Source organism: Streptomyces sp. NBC_00273 (assembly GCF_036178145.1).
Lineage (GTDB): Bacteria > Actinomycetota > Actinomycetes > Streptomycetales > Streptomycetaceae > Streptomyces.
This window is the reverse complement of record NZ_CP108067.1, coordinates 9,980,639-9,999,096: the sequence shown is the minus strand read 5'-3', so window position 1 is coordinate 9,999,096 and position 18,458 is coordinate 9,980,639. Positions and strand designations below refer to the sequence as shown.

Annotated in this window: 18 protein-coding genes; 13 read left to right on the top strand and 5 right to left on the bottom strand. The window is 68.0% G+C overall.

From position 1 onward, the window contains the following. Positions 1 to 37 precede the first annotated feature (37 nt). On the top strand, positions 38 to 769 hold the full coding sequence (locus OG386_RS45325; RefSeq protein WP_328793065.1) for a MerR family transcriptional regulator: 732 nt from the start codon (positions 38 to 40) through the stop codon (positions 767 to 769). Positions 770 to 1,002: 233 nt separating this feature from the next. On the opposite strand, the gene OG386_RS45320 is transcribed toward OG386_RS45325, so the two are convergent. After that, positions 1,003 to 1,362, bottom strand: a complete 360-nt coding sequence (locus OG386_RS45320; protein ID WP_328793064.1) for a hypothetical protein — start codon at positions 1,360 to 1,362, stop codon at positions 1,003 to 1,005. Positions 1,363 to 1,529: 167 nt separating this feature from the next. Here OG386_RS45320 and OG386_RS45315 point away from each other — a divergent pair, with 167 nt between their 5' ends. From OG386_RS45315 to OG386_RS45295, 5 genes are all read left to right on the top strand, one after another. After that, positions 1,530 to 1,856, top strand: a complete 327-nt coding sequence (locus tag OG386_RS45315; RefSeq protein ID WP_214346405.1) for a PadR family transcriptional regulator — start codon at positions 1,530 to 1,532, stop codon at positions 1,854 to 1,856. Beyond that, positions 1,853 to 2,209: a DUF1048 domain-containing protein gene (locus OG386_RS45310; protein WP_328793063.1), complete on the top strand. Its 357-nt coding sequence runs from the start codon at positions 1,853 to 1,855 to the stop codon at positions 2,207 to 2,209. The genes OG386_RS45315 and OG386_RS45310 overlap by 4 nt, the downstream gene beginning before the upstream one ends. A gap of 1 nt (position 2,210) precedes the next feature. Beyond that, positions 2,211 to 2,537, top strand: coding sequence for a DUF1048 domain-containing protein (locus tag OG386_RS45305; protein WP_214346411.1), 327 nt, complete (start codon positions 2,211 to 2,213; stop codon positions 2,535 to 2,537). A 313-nt stretch (positions 2,538 to 2,850) separates the two neighbouring features. Next, positions 2,851 to 3,852 carry an ATP-binding cassette domain-containing protein gene (locus tag OG386_RS45300; RefSeq protein WP_443053289.1) on the top strand — a complete coding sequence of 334 codons (1,002 nt, stop codon included), beginning with the start codon at positions 2,851 to 2,853 and terminating at the stop codon, positions 3,850 to 3,852. After that, on the top strand, positions 3,849 to 4,640 hold the full coding sequence (locus OG386_RS45295; RefSeq protein ID WP_328793062.1) for an ABC transporter permease: 792 nt from the start codon (positions 3,849 to 3,851) through the stop codon (positions 4,638 to 4,640). The genes OG386_RS45300 and OG386_RS45295 overlap by 4 nt, the downstream gene beginning before the upstream one ends. A gap of 155 nt (positions 4,641 to 4,795) precedes the next feature. On the opposite strand, the gene OG386_RS45290 is transcribed toward OG386_RS45295, so the two are convergent. From OG386_RS45290 to OG386_RS45275, 4 genes are all read right to left on the bottom strand, one after another. Continuing rightward, entirely contained in the window at positions 4,796 to 4,969 is a 174-nt protein-coding gene (locus OG386_RS45290) for a hypothetical protein (protein WP_214346528.1), read from the bottom strand. An 80-nt stretch (positions 4,970 to 5,049) separates the two neighbouring features. Next, positions 5,050 to 6,987 (bottom strand): amino acid transporter, encoded by a 1,938-nt coding sequence (locus OG386_RS45285; RefSeq protein ID WP_328793061.1) that lies wholly within the window; start codon positions 6,985 to 6,987, stop codon positions 5,050 to 5,052. Between the two features lie 394 nt (positions 6,988 to 7,381). After that, positions 7,382 to 9,532, bottom strand: coding sequence for a potassium-transporting ATPase subunit KdpB (gene kdpB, locus OG386_RS45280; RefSeq protein WP_328793060.1), 2,151 nt, complete (start codon positions 9,530 to 9,532; stop codon positions 7,382 to 7,384). Between the two features lie 271 nt (positions 9,533 to 9,803). After that, positions 9,804 to 11,690, bottom strand: coding sequence for an APC family permease (locus tag OG386_RS45275; protein WP_328793059.1), 1,887 nt, complete (start codon positions 11,688 to 11,690; stop codon positions 9,804 to 9,806). Positions 11,691 to 11,931: 241 nt separating this feature from the next. Between OG386_RS45275 and kdpF (OG386_RS45270) the strand changes: the two genes are divergently transcribed. The 7 genes from kdpF (OG386_RS45270) (at position 11,932) to OG386_RS45240 (ending at position 18,445) form a co-directional block, all read left to right on the top strand. After that, positions 11,932 to 12,021 carry a K(+)-transporting ATPase subunit F gene (gene kdpF / locus OG386_RS45270; RefSeq protein WP_328793058.1) on the top strand — a complete coding sequence of 30 codons (90 nt, stop codon included), beginning with the start codon at positions 11,932 to 11,934 and terminating at the stop codon, positions 12,019 to 12,021. Between the two features lie 34 nt (positions 12,022 to 12,055). Continuing rightward, complete coding sequence (locus OG386_RS45265) at positions 12,056 to 12,808, top strand: DUF4118 domain-containing protein (RefSeq protein ID WP_328793057.1); 753 nt, start codon at positions 12,056 to 12,058, stop codon at positions 12,806 to 12,808. Between the two features lie 239 nt (positions 12,809 to 13,047). Next, positions 13,048 to 13,137, top strand: a complete 90-nt coding sequence (gene kdpF / locus OG386_RS45260) for a K(+)-transporting ATPase subunit F (protein ID WP_037789535.1) — start codon at positions 13,048 to 13,050, stop codon at positions 13,135 to 13,137. A gap of 6 nt (positions 13,138 to 13,143) precedes the next feature. Beyond that, positions 13,144 to 14,808 carry a potassium-transporting ATPase subunit KdpA gene (kdpA, locus tag OG386_RS45255; RefSeq protein ID WP_328793056.1) on the top strand — a complete coding sequence of 555 codons (1,665 nt, stop codon included), beginning with the start codon at positions 13,144 to 13,146 and terminating at the stop codon, positions 14,806 to 14,808. Then, positions 14,805 to 16,910, top strand: a complete 2,106-nt coding sequence (gene kdpB, locus OG386_RS45250) for a potassium-transporting ATPase subunit KdpB (RefSeq protein WP_328793055.1) — start codon at positions 14,805 to 14,807, stop codon at positions 16,908 to 16,910. Before kdpA ends, kdpB (OG386_RS45250) begins: the two co-directional genes overlap by 4 nt. Positions 16,911 to 16,916: 6 nt before the next feature. Further along, a complete protein-coding gene (locus OG386_RS45245) occupies positions 16,917 to 17,633 on the top strand; it encodes a potassium-transporting ATPase subunit C (protein ID WP_326747487.1) in 717 nt (238 codons plus the stop codon). A 122-nt stretch (positions 17,634 to 17,755) separates the two neighbouring features. After that, positions 17,756 to 18,445 (top strand): response regulator, encoded by a 690-nt coding sequence (locus OG386_RS45240; RefSeq protein ID WP_266674615.1) that lies wholly within the window; start codon positions 17,756 to 17,758, stop codon positions 18,443 to 18,445. Positions 18,446 to 18,458 lie beyond the last annotated feature (13 nt).

The following is an 18,458-nucleotide window of genomic DNA, read 5'->3' as shown; positions in this document are numbered from 1 at the left end:
TTGCCCCTGGGGCAAGGTCAAGTGGGACGATGAGCGCGTGATCACCATCGGACAGCTGGCCGGCTACATCGGAGTGTCGATCAAGACCGTCCGCGTCTACCACGACAAGGGGTTGCTCCCCGAACCCGACCGCGACGCGTCCGGCTACCGGCGGTACGGTGCGAACGACGCCGTCGAACTGATCAAGATCCGGACACTGGCAGAAGCCGGCGTCCCTCTGGCTCGTATCCGGGATCTGAGAGCGGCAAGCGACGAGGAATTCCGGCAGGCGCTGGGAGAGATCGACGACGAACTCGGCGCCCGCATCCGCAGCCTGCAGGAAACACAGGGGCGGCTGCACCGGCTCGCCGCCGGGCGGCTGGTACCGCTCCCCGGCGAAGTCGTCGCCCATCTGGAGGACCTGGCCCGTTGGGGATTCACGCCTCGATGGGTGGACCTGCAACGCGACTTGTGGATCCTCGTGTTCGCCACCCACCCGGACCGTGCGATCACCCTGTTTCACGACCAGGCCCAGATCTTGGCCGACCCGGCGCTACGGCAGCTCTTCCTCGGCTACGACCACGCGCACGACCTCGACGCCGACGACCCGCGCCTCGACGACCTCGCCCGCCGTATCGCCGAGGCGAATCGGGAGCGCTACGGGCCCGACGAACGGCCCGGGCTGGATACGGGCTCCGAGATCCCCGCCCTCATCCAGGGCAGGGTCAACGCTTCGTCCCCGGCGTGGGAACGACTCGACTCGCTCATTCGCGCCCAACTGAACGCATGACATGAGCACCCGGGAGCGATCTGCGAGGCGCGCCTCTTCTCGGACCGCCACAATTCCCTTGGCTGCGGCGTGGAGTGGGGTGGGCGAGGGCGCCATCTTTCCAGGCCGACCGGCATGGCACGGCGAGGGGTCTGTTCACCGTCCCAGTACGGCGCCGCAGACACGATCGACGCAGGCGGGCACCCCAGCGGTGGCGGAGACCGTAGACGGCGTCACCTGTCACTGGCTCGCGGTCACACGTCCCAAGCGACCGGGAGATACCTCACCCCGCAGATGTCCCGCGTCTCGGGACGCAGGACAACCTCCGCGCCCGGTACGGCCACGCGCAGCGTGGGAACGCACTCGAGAAGCGCGGAGAACGCGACCCGCATCTCGACACGGGCCAGCTGCGCACCCAAGCACCCGGTCTCGCCGTGGCCGGAGGGCCAGGTGCCCGCCCCGCCGGACTCCCTCCGGAGGTCGAGCTGGGGAACGGCGTAGTGCTCGGGGTCGCGGCACCCCCACGTGTAGGCGAAGCGCCGGGGTTCGTCCCGTGCGGACGCGATTCGCAGCGGCGCCGGGACGTGTACGTGGTCGACGACGACGCTTTGCACCACTCGATCGTGATCAGCTCGCGGCAGACGCTCGAGGCCGGCAGCGGCGCGGATCACAGGGTCCGGTCCCTGTTCGCCGATTGCTGGAACCCTCCACTACTCGGTGATACCGTATAGCTGTACTCGGTACTACGCAGTACCGGTGACGCCGAGGAGGAAGACTTGAGATGGACGACCTGACGGAGATGCTGAAGGGCACGCTCGAAGGGTGCGTGCTCGAGATCATCGACCGCGAGGAGACCTACGGGTACGCCATCACCCGTCAGCTGAACGAGCTGGGCTTCACCGACGTCATCGAGGGGACGGTGTACACCATCTTGCTGCGACTGGAGAGGAACGGACTCGTCCAGGTGACGAAGCGACCATCCGGGGTCGGTCCCCCGCGCAAGTTCTACGCGCTCAACGACGCGGGCCGCGAGGAGCTCGCGAAGTTCTGGGCGAAATGGCAGTACGTCTCATCACGCATCGACAAGCTCAAGGAGGGCGGGCGATGAACTTCTGGGAGACCATCACAGGCAGCGATCTCACCAGGGAATGGAAGGCGTTCGAAGCCCGGGCCGCCGCCCTGCCGGTTGACTACCGGGCTGCGTGGGAACAGATCAAGGTCGATCTCCTCCCCCACGGGGGCTTCACCGGCCGCAACCTGATGCCGATCCTCGACGCCGCCCTGGGACTGCACGAAGAAACGGCGGCGGACGGGCAGAGCGTCCAGGAGGTGCTCGGCGATGACATCCGGGGCTTCTGCACGGCACTGGCCGGCGGCGAAGGGGCCCGAACCTATCGCGACCGCTGGCGCGAGCAGTTGAACAGGAACGTCGCCAGGAAATTGAGCAGGCTGGGAGGCTGACATGGGCATCCAGGACATCATCGAGGGCAAGAAGCAGTGGCGGGCGCACACGGCTCGGGTCAATGCCCTTCCACCGGACTACCAGATCGTCTACAAGGAAATGCAGAAGTACCTGTTCAAGGTCGGACCGATCGACCTGCCTGATGGGCCCCTGCTCCCCGGGATCGTCGACTTCTTCGAGGAGGGCGTCGCAGCGGGCAAGGGCGTCTTGCAACTCATCGGCAGCGACGTCGCGGCGTTCTGCGACGACCTGATCAAGGACTCTCCGACCTATGCGGACGCCTACCAGGAATCCCTCAACAGGGAACCCGGCACGGCCGGGAAGTAGCCTCCACCGCTCACCTCAGCGGGCATAGCACGCACGGCTCATCGCTTCGGCGCGGCGCGAACAAATGCGGTCCGACCGACTACCAGAGGCCGCCGCAGATCCTGCCCGCCGAGGTGGCCCGAGCAGCCCCGGCGAGGCCCGACTCAGCCCTGCCGACGCAGGCAACACCGTCGACGGTCAAGTCTCCGCGGCAGGGCGATCGACACCCTCCCCGTGACGATGCGCATGACTGACGTGCCGTCACAGACGTTCGCTTGAGCCGAATCCGAAACAGCATCCCCCTGCGTCTCCTGCCTTCGAAAGGGAAGTCGCCATGCCTTCATTTGTCATGCCCACGACCAGCCGGGTGGACGGTCGCCCGTCGCCGACCGCTGTCTCCGCCGTCGGACTACGCAAGTCCTATGGCGAAAAGCTCGTCCTCGACGGTATCGACCTGCACATTCCGGCCGGGTCCGTGTTCGCGCTGCTCGGCCCGAACGGCGCCGGAAAGACCACCGCCGTGAAGATCCTGTCCACGCTCATCACCGCCGACGCCGGCGAGCTGCACGTCGGCGGGCACGACCTGGCCGCCGACCCGCAGGCGGTCCGTGCCGCGATCGGTGTCACAGGGCAGTTCTCCGCCGTCGACGGCCTGATCACCGGCGAGGAGAACATGCTCCTCATGGCGGACCTGCACCATCTGTCCCAGAACGAGGGGCGGCGGGTCGGTCGCGAACTCCTTGAGCGCTTCGACCTGGTGGAGGCCGCGAAGAAGCCCGCCTCCACCTACTCCGGTGGTATGAAGCGCCGCCTCGACCTCGCGATGACGCTGGTCGGCAGCCCGCGGATCATCTTCCTCGATGAGCCGACGACAGGGCTCGACCCGCGCTCCCGCCACAACATGTGGGGCATCATCCGCAGCCTCGTCGCCGACGGCGTGACCGTCTTCCTCACCACCCAGTATCTGGAGGAGGCCGACGAACTGGCCGACCGCATTGCGGTGTTGAACGGCGGAAAGATCGTCGCCGAGGGCACCGCCGAGGAGCTCAAGCGGCTCGTCCCGGGCGGGCAAGTCCGGCTCCGCTTCACCGGCCCGACCGCGTACCAGTCCGCTGCCGACGCCCTGCGCGAGGTCACCCGGGACGACGAGGCTCTGTCGCTGTCCATCCCCAGCGACGGCAGTCAGCGCGAACTGCGCTCCATTCTCGACCGGCTCGACTCCGCCGGCATCGAGGCGGACGAACTGACCGTTCACACCCCGGACCTCGACGACGTGTTCTTCGCCCTGACCGGCCCGGCCACCGTCCCCAACCAGCCCAAGGAGACAGCCCGATGAGCGCCCTCTCTCTCGCTGTACGCGACTCCAACACGATGCTGCGCCGCAACCTGCTGCACGCGCGGCGCTACCCGTCAGGGACCCTGAACCTGCTGCTCACGCCGATCATGATGCTGCTGCTCTTCGTCTACATCTTCGGCGACGTGATGAGCGCGGGCATCGGTGGCGGCGGCGCCGACCGCTCCGACTACATCGCCTACATCGTCCCGGGCTTGCTGCTGATGACCATCGGCAGCACCGTGATCGGGGCCGCGGTGTACGTCTCCATGGATATGACCGAGGGCCTCATCGCCCGCTTCCGCACGATGGCGGTCTACCGCCCGTCGGTACTCATCGGACACGTTGTCGGCAGCGTGCTGCAATCCGTCATGAGCGTGGTCCTCGTCGGCGCCGTCGGCGTGGCCATCGGCTTCCGCTCCACGGACGCGACCGTCCTGGAGTGGCTGGCGGCATTCGGGCTCATCGTGCTCTTCGCCCTGGCGCTGACCTGGATCGCGGTCGGCATGGGTCTGGCCAGCCCGAACCCCGAGGCGGCCAGCAACATGGCCATGCCACTGATCGTCCTCCCCCTCATCTCCAGTGCGTTCATCCCGGCCGACACCATGCCCGGCTGGTTCCAGCCGATCGCCGAGTACCAGCCCTTCACCCCCGCCATCGAGACCCTGCGCGGCCTCCTCCTCGGCACCGAGATCGGCGATAACGGCTGGATCGCGATCGCCTGGTGCGTCGGCCTGATCGCGCTCGGCTACCGCTGGTCGACGGCGCAGTTCAACTGCGACCCGAAGTAGCCGGGACGACCGCGCCGGCCGGCGTCCGTCCAGCTGCATGGCCTCTGGCTACAGCCGCGTGGGCCGTCCCACGGTCATCGCGCTCCAGGACGGCACGGCCCGGGTCCTCGTACGGCGCGGACGCCGGAGGACTACCGCAACCGGGGCATCGGCAGCTAGGGGCGGTAGACGAGCTCGATCATCATCGCGGCGATCACCGCCCAGACGCCGAGGCCGAGCAGCCAGAGAGCCTCGAGGAGGGCGCCGGTGGCGATGACGGTCAGGCCCGCCGCGCCGAGGGCGAGGATCGCCCGGCGGATGCCGCGATCGGGAAGCCAGTCGATGGTCACGTCATGAGAATCGAGCCTGCCCCTCGCCTTGGCGAGGGGCAGGCTCGATTCCTGTCGGCATCTTGACGCCGGATCCAGGGTCAGCCGGCGTGGACGTGCGGCCGTCGGGTGCGGTCGGGTTCGGCCTCGCGGATGACCTCGCGGGTGACGGGGGCGACCTCGCCCTGGCCGAAGAGGAAGAAGCGGAGGAAGTTGGCCATGGGGTTGCCCTCGGTCCACTCGAAGTAGATGTGGGGGCGCTGGCCGGTCTCGTCGCGGACGTGCAGGAGTAGCGCCGCCAGCGCGTTGGGGATGCTGGAGCTCTCCAGGGTCAGGACGCGGTAGCGGTCGTGGAGCACCTCGCCGCGTACCCGCATCCCGGACTCGAACTCGGACGCGTCCAGGACGGTGACCTCGACGAACATGACGTCGTCCTCGGGCGGGATGTCGTTGTCGTCGCGGATCTGCTGCTTCTTCTGCCGGTACTCGTCAAGGTCCCGGCTGTCCGGCTCGTTGGCGATGAAGCGGATCGTCCGGTTGGCGGTGTCGCGGATGAACCGCTGGGCCATGTCGTCGAATTCCATGTGGGTGACGCGCAGCTCGAAGACGCGGGCGAGGCGGGAGAGCAGCGAAAGGGCCATGATGCCGGCGATGAAGCAGGCGCCGATCTTCACGCCGTCGGGGCGTTCGGCGACGTTGATGGCAGTGGTGTAGACGAAGACCGCGGAGATCACGCCGAAGGCGATCGTCCAGCCCCGCTGACCCGCCTTCCGAGCGGCAATGGTCACGGCGACCGCCGCCGAGGTGATCAGGACCAGGACACCGGTGGCGTACGCGCCGCCCTGCGCGTCCACGTCCGCGTCGAAGATCCAGGTCACCAGGAACGCGATGAGGGTGAACACGATGACCATCGGGCGCAGGGCGCGGGCCCAGGAGGGGGCCATGCCGTAGCGGGGCAGGTAGCGCGGCATCAGGTTCAGCAGGCCAGCCATGGCCGAGGATCCGGCGAACCACAGGATCAGGATCGTGGAGATGTCGTAGACGGTGCCGAAGGCGGAGCCGATGTACTCGTGCGCAAGGTAGGCCAGGGCACGGCCGTTGGCCTCGCCGCCCGGCTGGAACTGGGCGGGCGGGATCAGCAGCGTGGTGATGAAACTGCTGGTGATGAGGAAGACGCTCATGATGAGGGCCGCGGTGGTCAGCAGCTTCTTGGCGCCGCGGATCCGGCCGGCGGGCTTTTCCTCGGTGTCGCCGGAGTCGCCCTCGACGTGCGGCATGACCGCCACGCCGGTCTCGAAGCCGGACAGGCCTAGCGCGAGCTTCGGGAACACGACGAGGGCGATGGCGATCATCATGAACGGGTTGCCGTGCTCGGCGGTCAGAGCCTCCGTCCAGTCGGTGATGACCTGTGGTGCGCTGAGCACCTCCCACAGGCCGACGGCCACGACGACGACGTTCAGCGCGAGGTAGACGGCCACCAGGACCACGGCCACGCCGATGGCCTCGCTGAACCCCTTGAGGAACACCGCGCCGAGGAGCGCGATCATGATCAGGGTGATGAGCACCTGGTGACCGTTGAGGGTGCTGGTGAGGTGCGGGTTCTCCACCAGGTGCGCGGTGGCGTCGGCCGCCGACAGGGTGATGGTGATGAGGAAGTCGGTCGCCGCGAACCCGAGCAGGGTCAGGACGAACAGCTTGCCCTTCCAGAACGTCAGCAACCGTTCCAGCATGGCGATCGAGCCCTCGCCGTGCGGGCTCTCCTCGGCCACCCGCCGGTAGACCGGCAGCGCACCGAAGAGGGTCAGCAGCACGAGCACGATGGTCGCGAGCGGCGACAGCAGGCCGGCCGCGAGCGCGGCGATGCCGGGCTGGTAGCCGAGGGTGGAGAAGTAGTCGAGACCTGTGAGGCACATGACCCGCCACCACGGCCGTCCGTGGGGCTGGGCCGCTGCCTCCTTGGCTGCGGGCGAACTGTTCTCGGCGGTCAGGCCTTCCAGCAACCACGCGCGCAGGCGCGTGGAGCGGGCAGGGGTGGCCATCGTGGGGGGCTCCTGTCGTACGGCAAAGAATCAGCCATCGACATCGACGGCGGAGCAAGCGTACGCAGACTGATCTCTTATGCCCGCGGCTGAGCCAATCCTGACGCGTCCTTAACGCATACGGAGCCACCTGTGGCGTAGTGAACGTCTTCGCGCGCCAGTGACAGCAGTCTGCCTGCGGGCGAGCGGGCAGACACGGTGGTCACGAACGAGGAGCGGGGGCAGCCTGGACGGAGGCCGCCCCCGCAGGGGAACCAGCGGAGTGTGGATCAACGCTGGCCGGCCAGTCGCGGCCGTGGTCTCAGGGGAGGAAGGAGCCTGCGGCAAGCAGGTGGACGGTAGTGCCTGGGGGCTCAGGCGCCCTGGCGTTCCTCTGATGAGCCGTTGCCGAACGTCAGCCGAGGCCGGGGATGGTGGACACCAGCAGGTCGATGAGCTTGATGCCGACGAAGGGCAGGATCAGGCCGCCGAGGCCGTAGACGCCGAGGTTGCGGCGCAGCAGGTCGTGTGCGGAGGCGGGCCGGTAGCGGACGCCGCGCAGGGCGAGTGGGATGAGGGCGACGATGATCAGGGCGTTGAAGATGATCGCCGAGGTGATCGCGGAGGTGGGGCTGCTCAGGCCCATGATGTTGAGGGCTTCGAGGCCCGGGTAGGCCGAGGCGAACATGGCGGGGATGATCGCGAAGTACTTGGCGACGTCGTTGGTGATGGAGAAGGTGGTGAGCGCGCCTCGGGTGATGAGGAGCTGTTTGCCGATCTCGACGATGTCGATGAGCTTGGTGGGGTTGGAGTCCAGGTCCACCATGTTCCCGGCCTCCTTGGCGGCCGAGGTGCCTGTGTTCATGGCCACGCCGACGTCCGCCTGGGCGAGGGCCGGGGCGTCGTTGGTGCCGTCGCCGGTCATCGCGACGAGTTTGCCGCCGGCCTGCTCCCGCTTGATGAGGGCCAGCTTGTCCTCCGGCGTCGCCTCCGCGAGGTATTCGTCGACGCCGGCCTCGGCGGCGATGGCGCGGGCCGTCAGCTCGTTGTCGCCGGTGACCATGACCGTATGGATTCCCATGGCGCGCAGCTCCGCGAAGCGCTCCCGGATCCCGTCCTTGACGACGTCCTTGAGGTGGATGATGCCGAGGACCCGCGGCCCGTCCCAGTCGTGGACCGCCACCAGCAGAGGGGTTCCCCCGGACTGCGAGACCTGAGCGGACCATGCGGCGGCCTCCGCCTGTACGGTCCCGCCGCGCATCGCCACCCAGTCCATGACCTCCACCACCGCGCCCTTGCGGATGGCGCATCCCGCGCCGTTGTCCCAACTCAAGTTCACGCCGCTCATACGGGTGCGGGCGCTGAACTCGGTGAAGCGCGGGTTGCTGAGGTCCTCGGCGGCGGCCGGCTGGAGCCCGTACCGCTGGGCCAGGGCCACGACGGACCGACCTTCGGGGGTCTCGTCGGCGAGGGAGGACAGCTGGGCTGCGTCCGCGAGCTTGGTGTGGTCGATGCCGGGGAGCGGGATGAAAGCGGCGGCCTCGCGGTTGCCGTGCGTGATGGTGCCCGTCTTGTCGAGGAGCAGGGTGTTCACATCACCGGCGGCTTCGACGGCGCGGCCGCTCATCGCGATGACGTTGCGCTGGACGAGGCGGTCCATGCCGGCGATGCCGATCGCGGAGAGCAGCGCGCCGATCGTGGTGGGGATGAGGGTGACGAGGAGGGCGACCAGGACGGTCGTGGACTGGGCGGCGCCCGCGTACGCGGCCATCGGCTGGATGCTGACCACGATCAGGATGAAGATGAAGGTCAGGGCTGCCAGCAGGATGTTCAGCGCTATCTCGTTCGGGGTCTTCTGCCGCGACGCACCCTCGACCAGCGCGATCATCCGGTCGATGAAGCTGTTCCCGGAGCGCGAGGTGACCCGCACGACAATCGAGTCCGACAGGACGGTCGTACCGCCGGTGACACCGGACCGGTCGCCGCCCGACTCCCGGAGTACGGGGGCCGATTCACCGGTGACGGCGGACTCGTCCACCATCGCCGCACCGTCGACCACGTCCCCGTCGGCCGGAACCAGCTCCCCCGCTTCGACGAGCACGAAGTCGAAGGGCTGGAGTTCGGCCGGGGTCACCACCTCGGTCTCGGCGCTGCGCAGGTTCGTCCCGTACGTCCAGTGCTTGAGCCGGAGCGCGACCGTGTCCGTGCGCGCCTTGCGCAGCGATTCGGCCTGAGCGCGGCCGCGGCCCTCGGCGACGGCCTCGGCGAGGTTGGCGAACAGGACCGTCAGCCACAGCCAGACGCTGATCACCCAGGTGAAGACCGACGGGTGGATGAGGGCCGACAGCGTGGTCAGGACCGATCCGACCGCGACCACGAACAGCACCGGCTTTTTCACCAGCTCACGCGGATGGAGCTTGGCGACGGCCTCCCTGGCCGAGGTGGCGAGGAGCTCGGGCTCCAGCACGTTCACCTGGCCGGAGCGTTTCCGGGACGGTCGGTTGACCGGGGTCCGCGGGGGGGTGCCGAGATCCGGGGGAACGTGCTGCGCGGCGGCGGGAGGCATGAAGCGACCTTCTGGTGAGTTCGGCTGGGCACCCCCCTGCCGACAAAGGTCGGGCAAGGAATGAGTGCGGGTGAGGGGTGTCGCCGCCGGGGACTGTCTCGCATGGACCCCCTCGGCCGTCATGTGAGTAGTCGAGCTCCCCGGCGGCGCAACAGGCAGGAAACTACTGCCCGTTCCAGCGGAAAACCCCATGTGTGCGGGGGAATTGGCACCTTCTTGACGGCGGCGCACGAGACGCGTCAAGCCACCGTCAATGGCACGTCAACGCACGTCAACGCACGTCGGCGGTGATGCGGAAGCGCAGTCGGCAAATGACGGCGTCGGTGTCGCGGCGGACTGCGTGGGCGACGACGGAACCGCGCTGGTTCTGCAGCATCCGCTGCCACAGGTGGGCGGGTTCGGTTTCCGGGATGAGGACGGTGACCTGGGTGTCCGGGTGTGCCTGTGTCAGCTCGCGCACGTACGCCGACACCGGGCGACCGAGCGAACGGGTGTCCGAGGAGACTTCGATCAGCTCGACCCCCGGCTTCCACAACTCCCAGTCCCGACATAGGGCTTCGGCCGCCTGACGGTCCTCCGGAGCGGGGTGGGTGACGGTCACGGCGAGGACCTCGTCGCCGAGCGAGCGGGCGGCGGTGAGTGCCTGGCACGTCAGTCGAGACAGCCCTGAGACGGGCACGACGACCAGAGAGCGGGAGCGTTGGGGCGGCTGAGGAATGCGGCCGAGCTCCAGGCGTTCGCCGATCCGAACGTAGGCGCGATGGATCTCCTCGAAGGCGAGGACGATCAGCGGCAGGGCGAGCACGATCAGCCAGGCGCCTTCGGCGAATTTGGTGGCGGTCACGACGATCGCCGAGACTCCGGTGAGCAGTGCGCCGAAGCCGTTGAGGACGGCCTTCGCCTGCCAGCCCTGGGGCCGCTCCCCGTACCAGTGCCGGACCATGCCGACCTGGCAGATGGTGAAGCCGACGAAGACCCCGATCGCGAACAGCGGGACGAGGGTGTTGGTGTCGCCGCCGGAGAACACCAGCAGGACGGCGGACACGAGGGCCAGCCACACCACGCCGTGGCGGTGCACCTGGCGGTCCGCCTTGAGGGCGAACACGTGCGGCAGGTAGTTGTCGCGGGCCAGCAGGCTCATCAGGACGGGCAGCCCGCCGAAAGAGGTGTTCGCGGCGAGCGCCAGCAGCACCATGGTGGCGAACTGGACCACGTAGAAAGCGGCGTTGTGGCCGAACGAGGCGTCCGCGAGCTGGGCGAGGACAGTGACGCCCTCGACCGGCTGGAGGTGGAAACGGCCGATCAGGACCGACAGGCCGATCAGCATCACGCCGAGCAGGGCTCCGAGAGCCACCTCGGTGCGCTGGGCACGCCGAGCGGCCGGGGCCCGGAAAGACGGCACGGCGTTGGCGACAGCTTCAACGCCGGTCAGGGCGGAGCAACCGGCCGCGAAGGCCTTCAGCAGCAGCAGCGCGCCGACCGTGGTGGCCCCTTCCCCCAGAGCGGAGGCGTGCCCGGCGGCCGAGGCGGTGCTCACCGGGCCGTCACGGAACAGACCGACCACGACCATGGCCAGAATCGACCCCACGAACACGGCGGTCGGGACGAGGAACGCCTTGGCGGAGTCCACGACCCCGCGCAGGTTCACCGCCGTGACCAGGACCAGGACCCCGAGGCAGATCCACACCCGCTCCCCGTACAGCTCCGGGAAGGCCGAGGTCAGAGCGGCCACGCCAGCGGTGACGGAGACGGCCACGTTCAGTACGTAGTCGAGGATCAGCGAGGCCGCAGCCACCAGGCTGGTGCGCCGGCCCAGGTGCTTCTTGGCAACGGCGTACGACCCGCCACCGTCCGGGAACGCGGCGATCACCTGCCGGTACGAGGCCACCAGTACGGCAAGCAGAGCCGCGATCGCCAGGGTGACGGGGAGGGTGAACCCTAGTCCGTAAGCACCGGCTGCCGCCAGCACCAGCACGATCGACTCCGGCCCGTATGCGACAGAGGCCATCGCGTCGAGCGACAGCGCGGCCAGGCCCTGGAGGGCGGTCAGCCGATGCCGGTCCGGTGCCTCGGGAGGCGTCCGTACGCCGGTATCAGGAGGTTCCTCCGTGCCCGGCGCCTGTCCTGCCGCGGTTGTCTTTCCCCTGTCTATGGCCATCTTCGCTGTTCCTCCGATTGGACAAAGTGAGGACAGCGTCGGGACGGCATGGCCGAATGACCAGTGCCCTTGGCGGAATCCATACGACCGCCGCCCCACTCTTCACGCACTCCTGACGCCGGGGCCGCAAAGTCGTATGAGGTGCGTCAAGACCTCGCCAGGGTGCGTGGCTCCTTCCTCCACCGGGGGCACGCTTGATATGGGCGACACATGTCCGACGGAACCAAGGGAGTACACGCTGATGGACGCGGAAAACGTGGTCGGGCTCATGGTCGCCGTCGCTCTGCTTGCCTATCTCGTGACCGCCCTCATCAGGCCCGAGAGGTTCTGAACCAAGACCGTCATGTCCGGACGGGAGGCATCACATGTCCGGGTACCGACTCCACGACCGTGCCGTCCTGCTCGCGGCCCTCGTGATCCCCTTCCTCGTTGCGCTCGCGCTCGTGCCGTTCCGAACCGAGCTTTCAGCGACGAACGAGGCTCTGATCATGGTCGTCGCGGTGGTCGTCGTCGCCGCGCTCGGCACCCGGGCGGCCGGGGCGCTGGCCGCACTCTCCGCGGCTGCCTGGTTCGATTTCTTCCTCACCAGGCCCTACCAGCAGTTCGCCATTGCCGACGATGACGAGATCCAGACAGTTGTCCTCCTGCTCGCCGTCGGACTGATCGTTTCGCAGCTGGCCGTACGCGTACGGCGGCTCCGGACGGTCGTGGTCACCGACGCCGCGCACCTGTCCAGCCTCCAGGGAACCGCCCGGCTGGTCGAGGACGGCGGCTCGCCGGAGGCGGTGGTCGAGTACGTGCGCCGGGAGCTCGTCGGCCTGCTGGGCCTGCGCGGCTGCCGCTTCGAGTACGGCAGGCTGCTGGGGCACCGGCCGCGCCTGGAGCACGACGGCAGCCTGTGGCTGCGCAGCGGCGGCCAGATCACCGAGTACGCCGACTGGCCGGACGGGGAGACCGAGCTGAGGGTGGTCGGCGGCGGCCACTACTACGGCCGCTTCCTGCTCGACCCGCTCCCGAACCGCTCCCTGCCCGCCGAAGAGCCCCGCTTGGTGGCTGTCGCGTTGGCGTCGCAGGCCGGCGCCGCCCTGGACACGGCCGGCCTGTCCCACCAGGGCTGACCGGCGATTCACGGCTTCACGCGTAAGCGTGGCGTTAAGAGTTCCCCTGCGCCCGTATGGACCCCGTCAAGGTGTCTTAACGCCGGGCTGAAGACACGGTTATGTCGTCATCGGCCATCTGGCCGATTCATTTCCTCCCTCTTCATCCAGGAGCTCACGGTGGCCGATCTGGCCTTCGTCGTCACCACGGTCGCGGTGTTCGCGCTGGTGGCTCTCATCGCCCGGGGGGTGACCAAGCTGTGAACGCCGAAAACATCGTCGGCCTCGTCGTGGCCGTCTCCCTGCTCGGATACCTCGTCCTCGCCCTTGTGTACCCGGAGAGGTTCTAGCCACCGATGAGTCCCGTTCTCGCTGGTGTGCTCCAGCTCCTCGCACTGATCGCCGCGCTCGCGCTGGCCTACCGCCCGCTGGGCGACTACATGGCCCGCGTCTACTCCTCCGAAAAGCACTACAAGCCGGAGAAGTGGATCTACAAGGCCATCGGCGCCAACCCGTCCGCCGAGATGCGCTGGCCCGCCTACCTGCGTGCCGTCCTCGCCTTCTCGGCGGTGAGTGTCCTCTTCCTCTACGCCCTCCAGAGGGCGCAGGGTATCCTGCCCGGCTCGCTCGGCTTCTCCTCGATCGACCCGGACCAGGCCTTCAACACGGCCGCCTCCTTCGTGGCGAACACGAACTGGCAGTCGTACTACGGCGAGCAAGCCATGGGCCACGTCGTACAGACCGGCGGCCTGGCAGTGCAGAACTTCGTCTCCGCCGCGGTCGGCATGGCCGTCGCGGTGGCCCTCGTACGGGGCTTCGCACGCTCGCGCACGGGTGAGCTCGGCAACTTCTGGGCCGACATGGTCCGCGGAGTGGTCCGCATCCTGCTGCCCGTCTCCGTGATCGGCGCGATCATCCTGGTCGCCTGCGGTGCGATCCAGAACTTCTCCGGGATCCACGAGGTCGGCCAGTTCATGGGCGGCTCGCAGCAGTGGAACGGCGGGGCGGTGGCTTCGCAGGAGGTCATCAAGGAGCTGGGTACAAACGGCGGCGGTTACTTCAACGCCAACTCCGCGCACCCGTTCGAGAACCCCACCCCGTTCTCGAACCTCTTCGAGATCTTCCTGATCCTCGTCATCCCGTTCGCCCTGACCCGCACCTTCGGCCGCATGGTCGGAAACCTGCGCCAGGGCTACGCGATCCTCGCCACGATGGCGACCATCTGGATCGGCTTCACCGCGCTGATGATGTGGACCGAGTTCGCCCACCACGGCCCGGCGTTCGATGTCGCCGGCGGTGCGATGGAGGGCAAGGAGACCCGGTATGGAATCGGCGCCTCCGCGATCTTCTCGGTCGCCACGACACTGACCTCGACCGGTGCGGTCAACTCCTTCCACTCCTCGTACACGGGTCTGGGCGGCGGCATCCAGCTGCTGGGCATGCAGCTCGGCGAGATCGCGCCCGGCGGCGTCGGCTCCGGCCTCTACGGCATGCTGATCATGGCGATCATCGCGGTGTTCATCGCCGGCCTGATGGTCGGCCGCACCCCCGAATACCTGGGCAAGAAGATCGGCACCCGCGAGATCAAGTTCGCGGCCTGCTACATCCTCATCACCCCCGCTCTGGTGCTGGGCTTCACCGCCGCGGCCATGGCCCTGGACACCCCGGCCAACTCGATGACCAACACCGGGGCGCACGGCTTCTCGGAGATCCTCTACGCCTACACCTCGGGCGCAAACAACAACGGCTCGGCCTTCGCCGGCCTGAACGCCGACACGCAGTGGTTCAACAGCACCATCGGCATCGCGATGCTGCTGGGCCGCTTCCTGCCCATGGTGTTCGTCCTCGCGCTGGCCGGCTCGCTCGCCGAGCAGAAGCCCGTCCCCGAGACCGCGGGCACGCTCCGTACCGACAAGCCGCTCTACACGGGCCTCCTCGTCGGCACGATCCTCATCGTCACCGGTCTGACCTACTTCCCGGCCCTGGCACTGGGTCCGCTCGCCGAAGGACTCGCATCATGAGCACCGCCACACCCACCAGGGCTCCGCACCAGGACGTGCCCACCGGCCACAAGCCGGGCGGCGGACGCGTGGGAGGCGGCCTCTTCGACCCCAAGCAGCTGCTGAAGTCCTTCCCCGACGCGATCCGCAAGCTCGACCCCCGCGTCATGATCAAGTCCCCGGTCATGTTCGTCGTCCTGATCGGCTCGGTCGTCACCACCGTCCTCGCGATCAAGGACCCGACGGACTGGTTCGGCTGGGCCATCACCGCCTGGCTGTGGCTGACCACGATCTTCGCGAACCTCGCCGAGGCCGTGGCCGAAGGCCGCGGCAAGGCGCAGGCCGACACCCTGCGCAAGGCCAAGACCGACTCCGTCGCCCGCCGCCTGACCAAGGACGGCAAGGGCGAGGAACAGGTGCCCGGCGCGGAGCTTCGCATCGGTGACCTGGTGGTCTGCGAGGCCGGCGACATCATCCCGGGCGACGGTGACGTCGTCGAAGGCGTCGCGTCCGTCGACGAGTCCGCGATCACGGGCGAATCGGCCCCGGTGATCCGGGAGTCGGGCGGCGACCGCAGCGCGGTCACCGGCGGTACGAAGGTGCTCTCCGACCGGATCGTCATCAAGATCACGACGAAGCCCGGCGAGACGTTCATCGACCGCATGATCGCCCTCGTCGAGGGCGCGGCCCGGCAGAAGACGCCCAACGAGATCGCGCTGAACATCCTGCTCGCGTCCCTCACGATCGTCTTCCTGCTCGCGGTCGTCACCCTGCAGCCCTTCGCGATCTACGCGGGCGCCGAGCAGTCCATGATCGTGCTCACCGCACTGCTGGTCTGCCTGATCCCGACCACCATCGGCGCGCTGCTCTCCGCGATCGGCATCGCCGGCATGGACCGGCTGGTCCAGCGCAACGTGCTCGCCATGTCCGGCCGCGCCGTCGAGGCCGCGGGTGACGTCTCCACGCTGCTGCTCGACAAGACGGGCACCATCACTCTCGGCAACCGCCAGGCGTCAGAGTTCGTCCCGGTCAAGGGCACGACGGAGGCCGAGCTGGCGGACGCCGCCCAGCTCTCCTCCCTCGCGGACGAGACCCCCGAAGGCCGCTCCATCGTCGTCCTCGCCAAGGAGAAGTACGGTCTGCGCGAGCGCCACCAGGGCGAACTCGCCCACGCCGAGTGGATCGCCTTCACCGCCCAGACCCGTATGTCGGGCGTGGACGTCGACGGCAAGCAGACCCGCAAGGGCGCGGCCGGCTCGGTCATCACCTGGGTCAAGGAGCAGGGCGGCCAGGTCTCCGACGACGCCGACCTCCTCGCCAACAAGATCTCGGAAGCGGGCGGCACTCCGCTCCTCGTCGCCGTCAAGGACGACAAGGGGGCCCGTGTCCTGGGTGTCATCCACCTCAAGGATGTCGTCAAGGAGGGCATGCGCGAACGCTTCGACGAACTGCGCCGCATGGGCATCAAGACCATCATGATCACCGGCGACAACCCGCTCACCGCCAAGGCCATCGCGGAGGAGGCGGGCGTGGACGACTTCCTCGCCGAGGCCACCCCCGAGGACAAGATGGCCCTCATCAAGCGGGAGCAGGCCGGCGGCAAGCTCGTCGCGATGACCGGCGACGGTACGAACGACGCCCCGGCCCTCGCCCAGGCCGACGTCGGCGTGGCCATGAACACGGGCACCTCGGCCGCCAAGGAGGCCGGAAACATGGTGGACCTGGACTCCAACCCCACCAAGCTCATCGAGATCGTCGAGATCGGCAAGCAGCTCCTCATCACCCGAGGCGCCCTGACCACCTTCTCCATCGCCAACGACGTCGCGAAGTACTTCGCGATCATCCCGGCCATGTTCGCCGTGGTCTACCCGGGCCTGGACAAGCTCAACATCATGGGCCTGGCCTCACCCGAGTCGGCGATCCTCTCCGCGGTCATCTTCAACGCACTGATCATCATCGCGCTGGTGCCGCTCGCCCTGAAGGGCGTCCAGTACAAGCCGACCAGCGCCGACAAGATGCTGCGCCGCAATATCGGGCTGTACGGCGTGGGCGGTCTGATCGCCCCGTTCATCGGCATCAAGATCATCGACCTGCTCATCTCCCTCATCCCCGGAATCGGCTGATCTGCCATGAACAATTCCGTATCCAGCACCGTCCGCCTGATCGGTGCGGGCCTGCGCGCCCTGCTCGTCCTGACCGTGATCTGCGGGGTCATCTACCCGCTCGCCGTCACCGGGATCGCCCAGGCCCTCTTCAACGACAAGGCCAACGGGTCCGAGATCAAGGACAAGAGCGGCCAGGTCGTCGGCTCCTCCCTCATCGGCCAGAGCTACAACCTGCCGAAGAAGGACCCCAACGACGCCGAAGAGGCGGCCAGGCCGGACCTGAAGTGGTTCCAGCCGCGCCCCTCCAACGGCCTGGGCAGCAACAGCGTCAACACGCAGTACTCGCTGATCCTGTCCGGCGCCACCAACCGCTCCGCCGACAACGGAGCCGTGGGCGGCCAGTGCACCAAGGCGGCGGAGGAAGGCACGCTCTGCGCCCAGGTCGTCGCCGCCAAGGAAGCCGTCATCGCGGACAACTCCACCGCCGGCTACACGGTCAAGCCCGAGGACGTGCCGGCCGACGCCGTCACCTCCTCCGGATCCGGCCTCGACCCGGACATCTCCCCCGAGTACGCCAAGCTCCAGGCCCACCGCGTCGCCGAGCAGAACAAGCTCGACGTCAAGCAGGTCGAGAAGCTCGTCGCCGACCACACCACCAGCCGGACCCTCGGCTTCATGGGCGAACCCCGCGTCAACGTCCTTGAGCTCAACATCGCCCTCAAGGCACTGACCAAGAGCTGATGTTCCACATCGCACGGTCTGAGCGCCGGCGGGGCGCGGAGCTCCCCCAGCTACCGCTGGGAGGGGCTCCAGCGCCCCGCCGGCCTCGTGCCATGCCCGTTACGAAGGAAGGCTGCACACCGATGACCCGGGTGCTGGTGGTGGAGGACGACCCTCAGCTCGTCCGCGCGCTCAAGATCAACCTCCAGGCGCGCAAATTCGAGGTCGAGGAGGCTTCCGACGGCGGCTCGGCCCTGCGGCTCGCGGCCTCCCACAAGCCGGACGTCATAGTGCTCGACCTCGGACTCCCCGACATGGACGGCATCGAAGTCATCAAGGGTGTCCGCGTCTGGAGCAAGGTCCCCATCCTGGTCCTCTCCGCCCGTCACACCTCGGAGGACAAGATTCGCGCGTTGGACGCGGGCGCGGACGACTACGTGACGAAACCGTTCAGCATGGACGAGCTCCTGGCCCGGCTGCGGGCAGCCGCCCGGAGACATGAAGGCCCGGCGGCTTCGCAGGCCGACGAAGTCTCCGTGGTCACGACCGAAGAGTTCACCGTCGACCTGGTCGCGAAGAAGGTGCAGCGGGGCGAGCGCAGCGTACGGCTCACCCCGACCGAATGGCACCTGCTGGAAATCCTCATCACCCACCCCGGCCGCCTGATCACTCAGAGTCAGCTCCTTCTGGAAGTCTGGGGACCGACCTACGGGGAGAACACCAACTACCTGCGTGTATACATGGCCCAGCTACGGCGCAAACTGGAAGCGGACCCCTCCCACCCCCGGTACCTGATCACCGAGCCGGGCATGGGATACCGCTTCGAACCCTAGTCACCCGTCCGAT

What these genes read in the sequence shown, in the direction of transcription:
- OG386_RS45315 (WP_214346405.1), top strand. Translation starts at nt 1,530, where the DNA reads ATGGACGACCTGACGGAGATGCTGAAGGGCACGCTCGAAGGGTGCGTG.
- OG386_RS45310 (WP_328793063.1), top strand. Translation starts at nt 1,853, where the DNA reads ATGAACTTCTGGGAGACCATCACAGGCAGCGATCTCACCAGGGAATGG.
- OG386_RS45305 (WP_214346411.1), top strand. Translation starts at nt 2,211, where the DNA reads ATGGGCATCCAGGACATCATCGAGGGCAAGAAGCAGTGGCGGGCGCAC.
- OG386_RS45300 (WP_443053289.1), top strand. Translation starts at nt 2,851, where the DNA reads ATGCCTTCATTTGTCATGCCCACGACCAGCCGGGTGGACGGTCGCCCG.
- OG386_RS45295 (WP_328793062.1), top strand. Translation starts at nt 3,849, where the DNA reads ATGAGCGCCCTCTCTCTCGCTGTACGCGACTCCAACACGATGCTGCGC.
- OG386_RS45285 (WP_328793061.1), bottom strand. Translation starts at nt 6,987, where the DNA reads ATGGCCACCCCTGCCCGCTCCACGCGCCTGCGCGCGTGGTTGCTGGAA.
- kdpB (WP_328793060.1), bottom strand. Translation starts at nt 9,532, where the DNA reads ATGCCTCCCGCCGCCGCGCAGCACGTTCCCCCGGATCTCGGCACCCCC.
- OG386_RS45275 (WP_328793059.1), bottom strand. Translation starts at nt 11,690, where the DNA reads ATGGCCATAGACAGGGGAAAGACAACCGCGGCAGGACAGGCGCCGGGC.
- kdpF (WP_328793058.1), top strand. Translation starts at nt 11,932, where the DNA reads ATGGACGCGGAAAACGTGGTCGGGCTCATGGTCGCCGTCGCTCTGCTT.
- OG386_RS45265 (WP_328793057.1), top strand. Translation starts at nt 12,056, where the DNA reads ATGTCCGGGTACCGACTCCACGACCGTGCCGTCCTGCTCGCGGCCCTC.
- kdpA (WP_328793056.1), top strand. Translation starts at nt 13,144, where the DNA reads ATGAGTCCCGTTCTCGCTGGTGTGCTCCAGCTCCTCGCACTGATCGCC.
- kdpB (WP_328793055.1), top strand. Translation starts at nt 14,805, where the DNA reads ATGAGCACCGCCACACCCACCAGGGCTCCGCACCAGGACGTGCCCACC.
- OG386_RS45245 (WP_326747487.1), top strand. Translation starts at nt 16,917, where the DNA reads ATGAACAATTCCGTATCCAGCACCGTCCGCCTGATCGGTGCGGGCCTG.
- OG386_RS45240 (WP_266674615.1), top strand. Translation starts at nt 17,756, where the DNA reads ATGACCCGGGTGCTGGTGGTGGAGGACGACCCTCAGCTCGTCCGCGCG.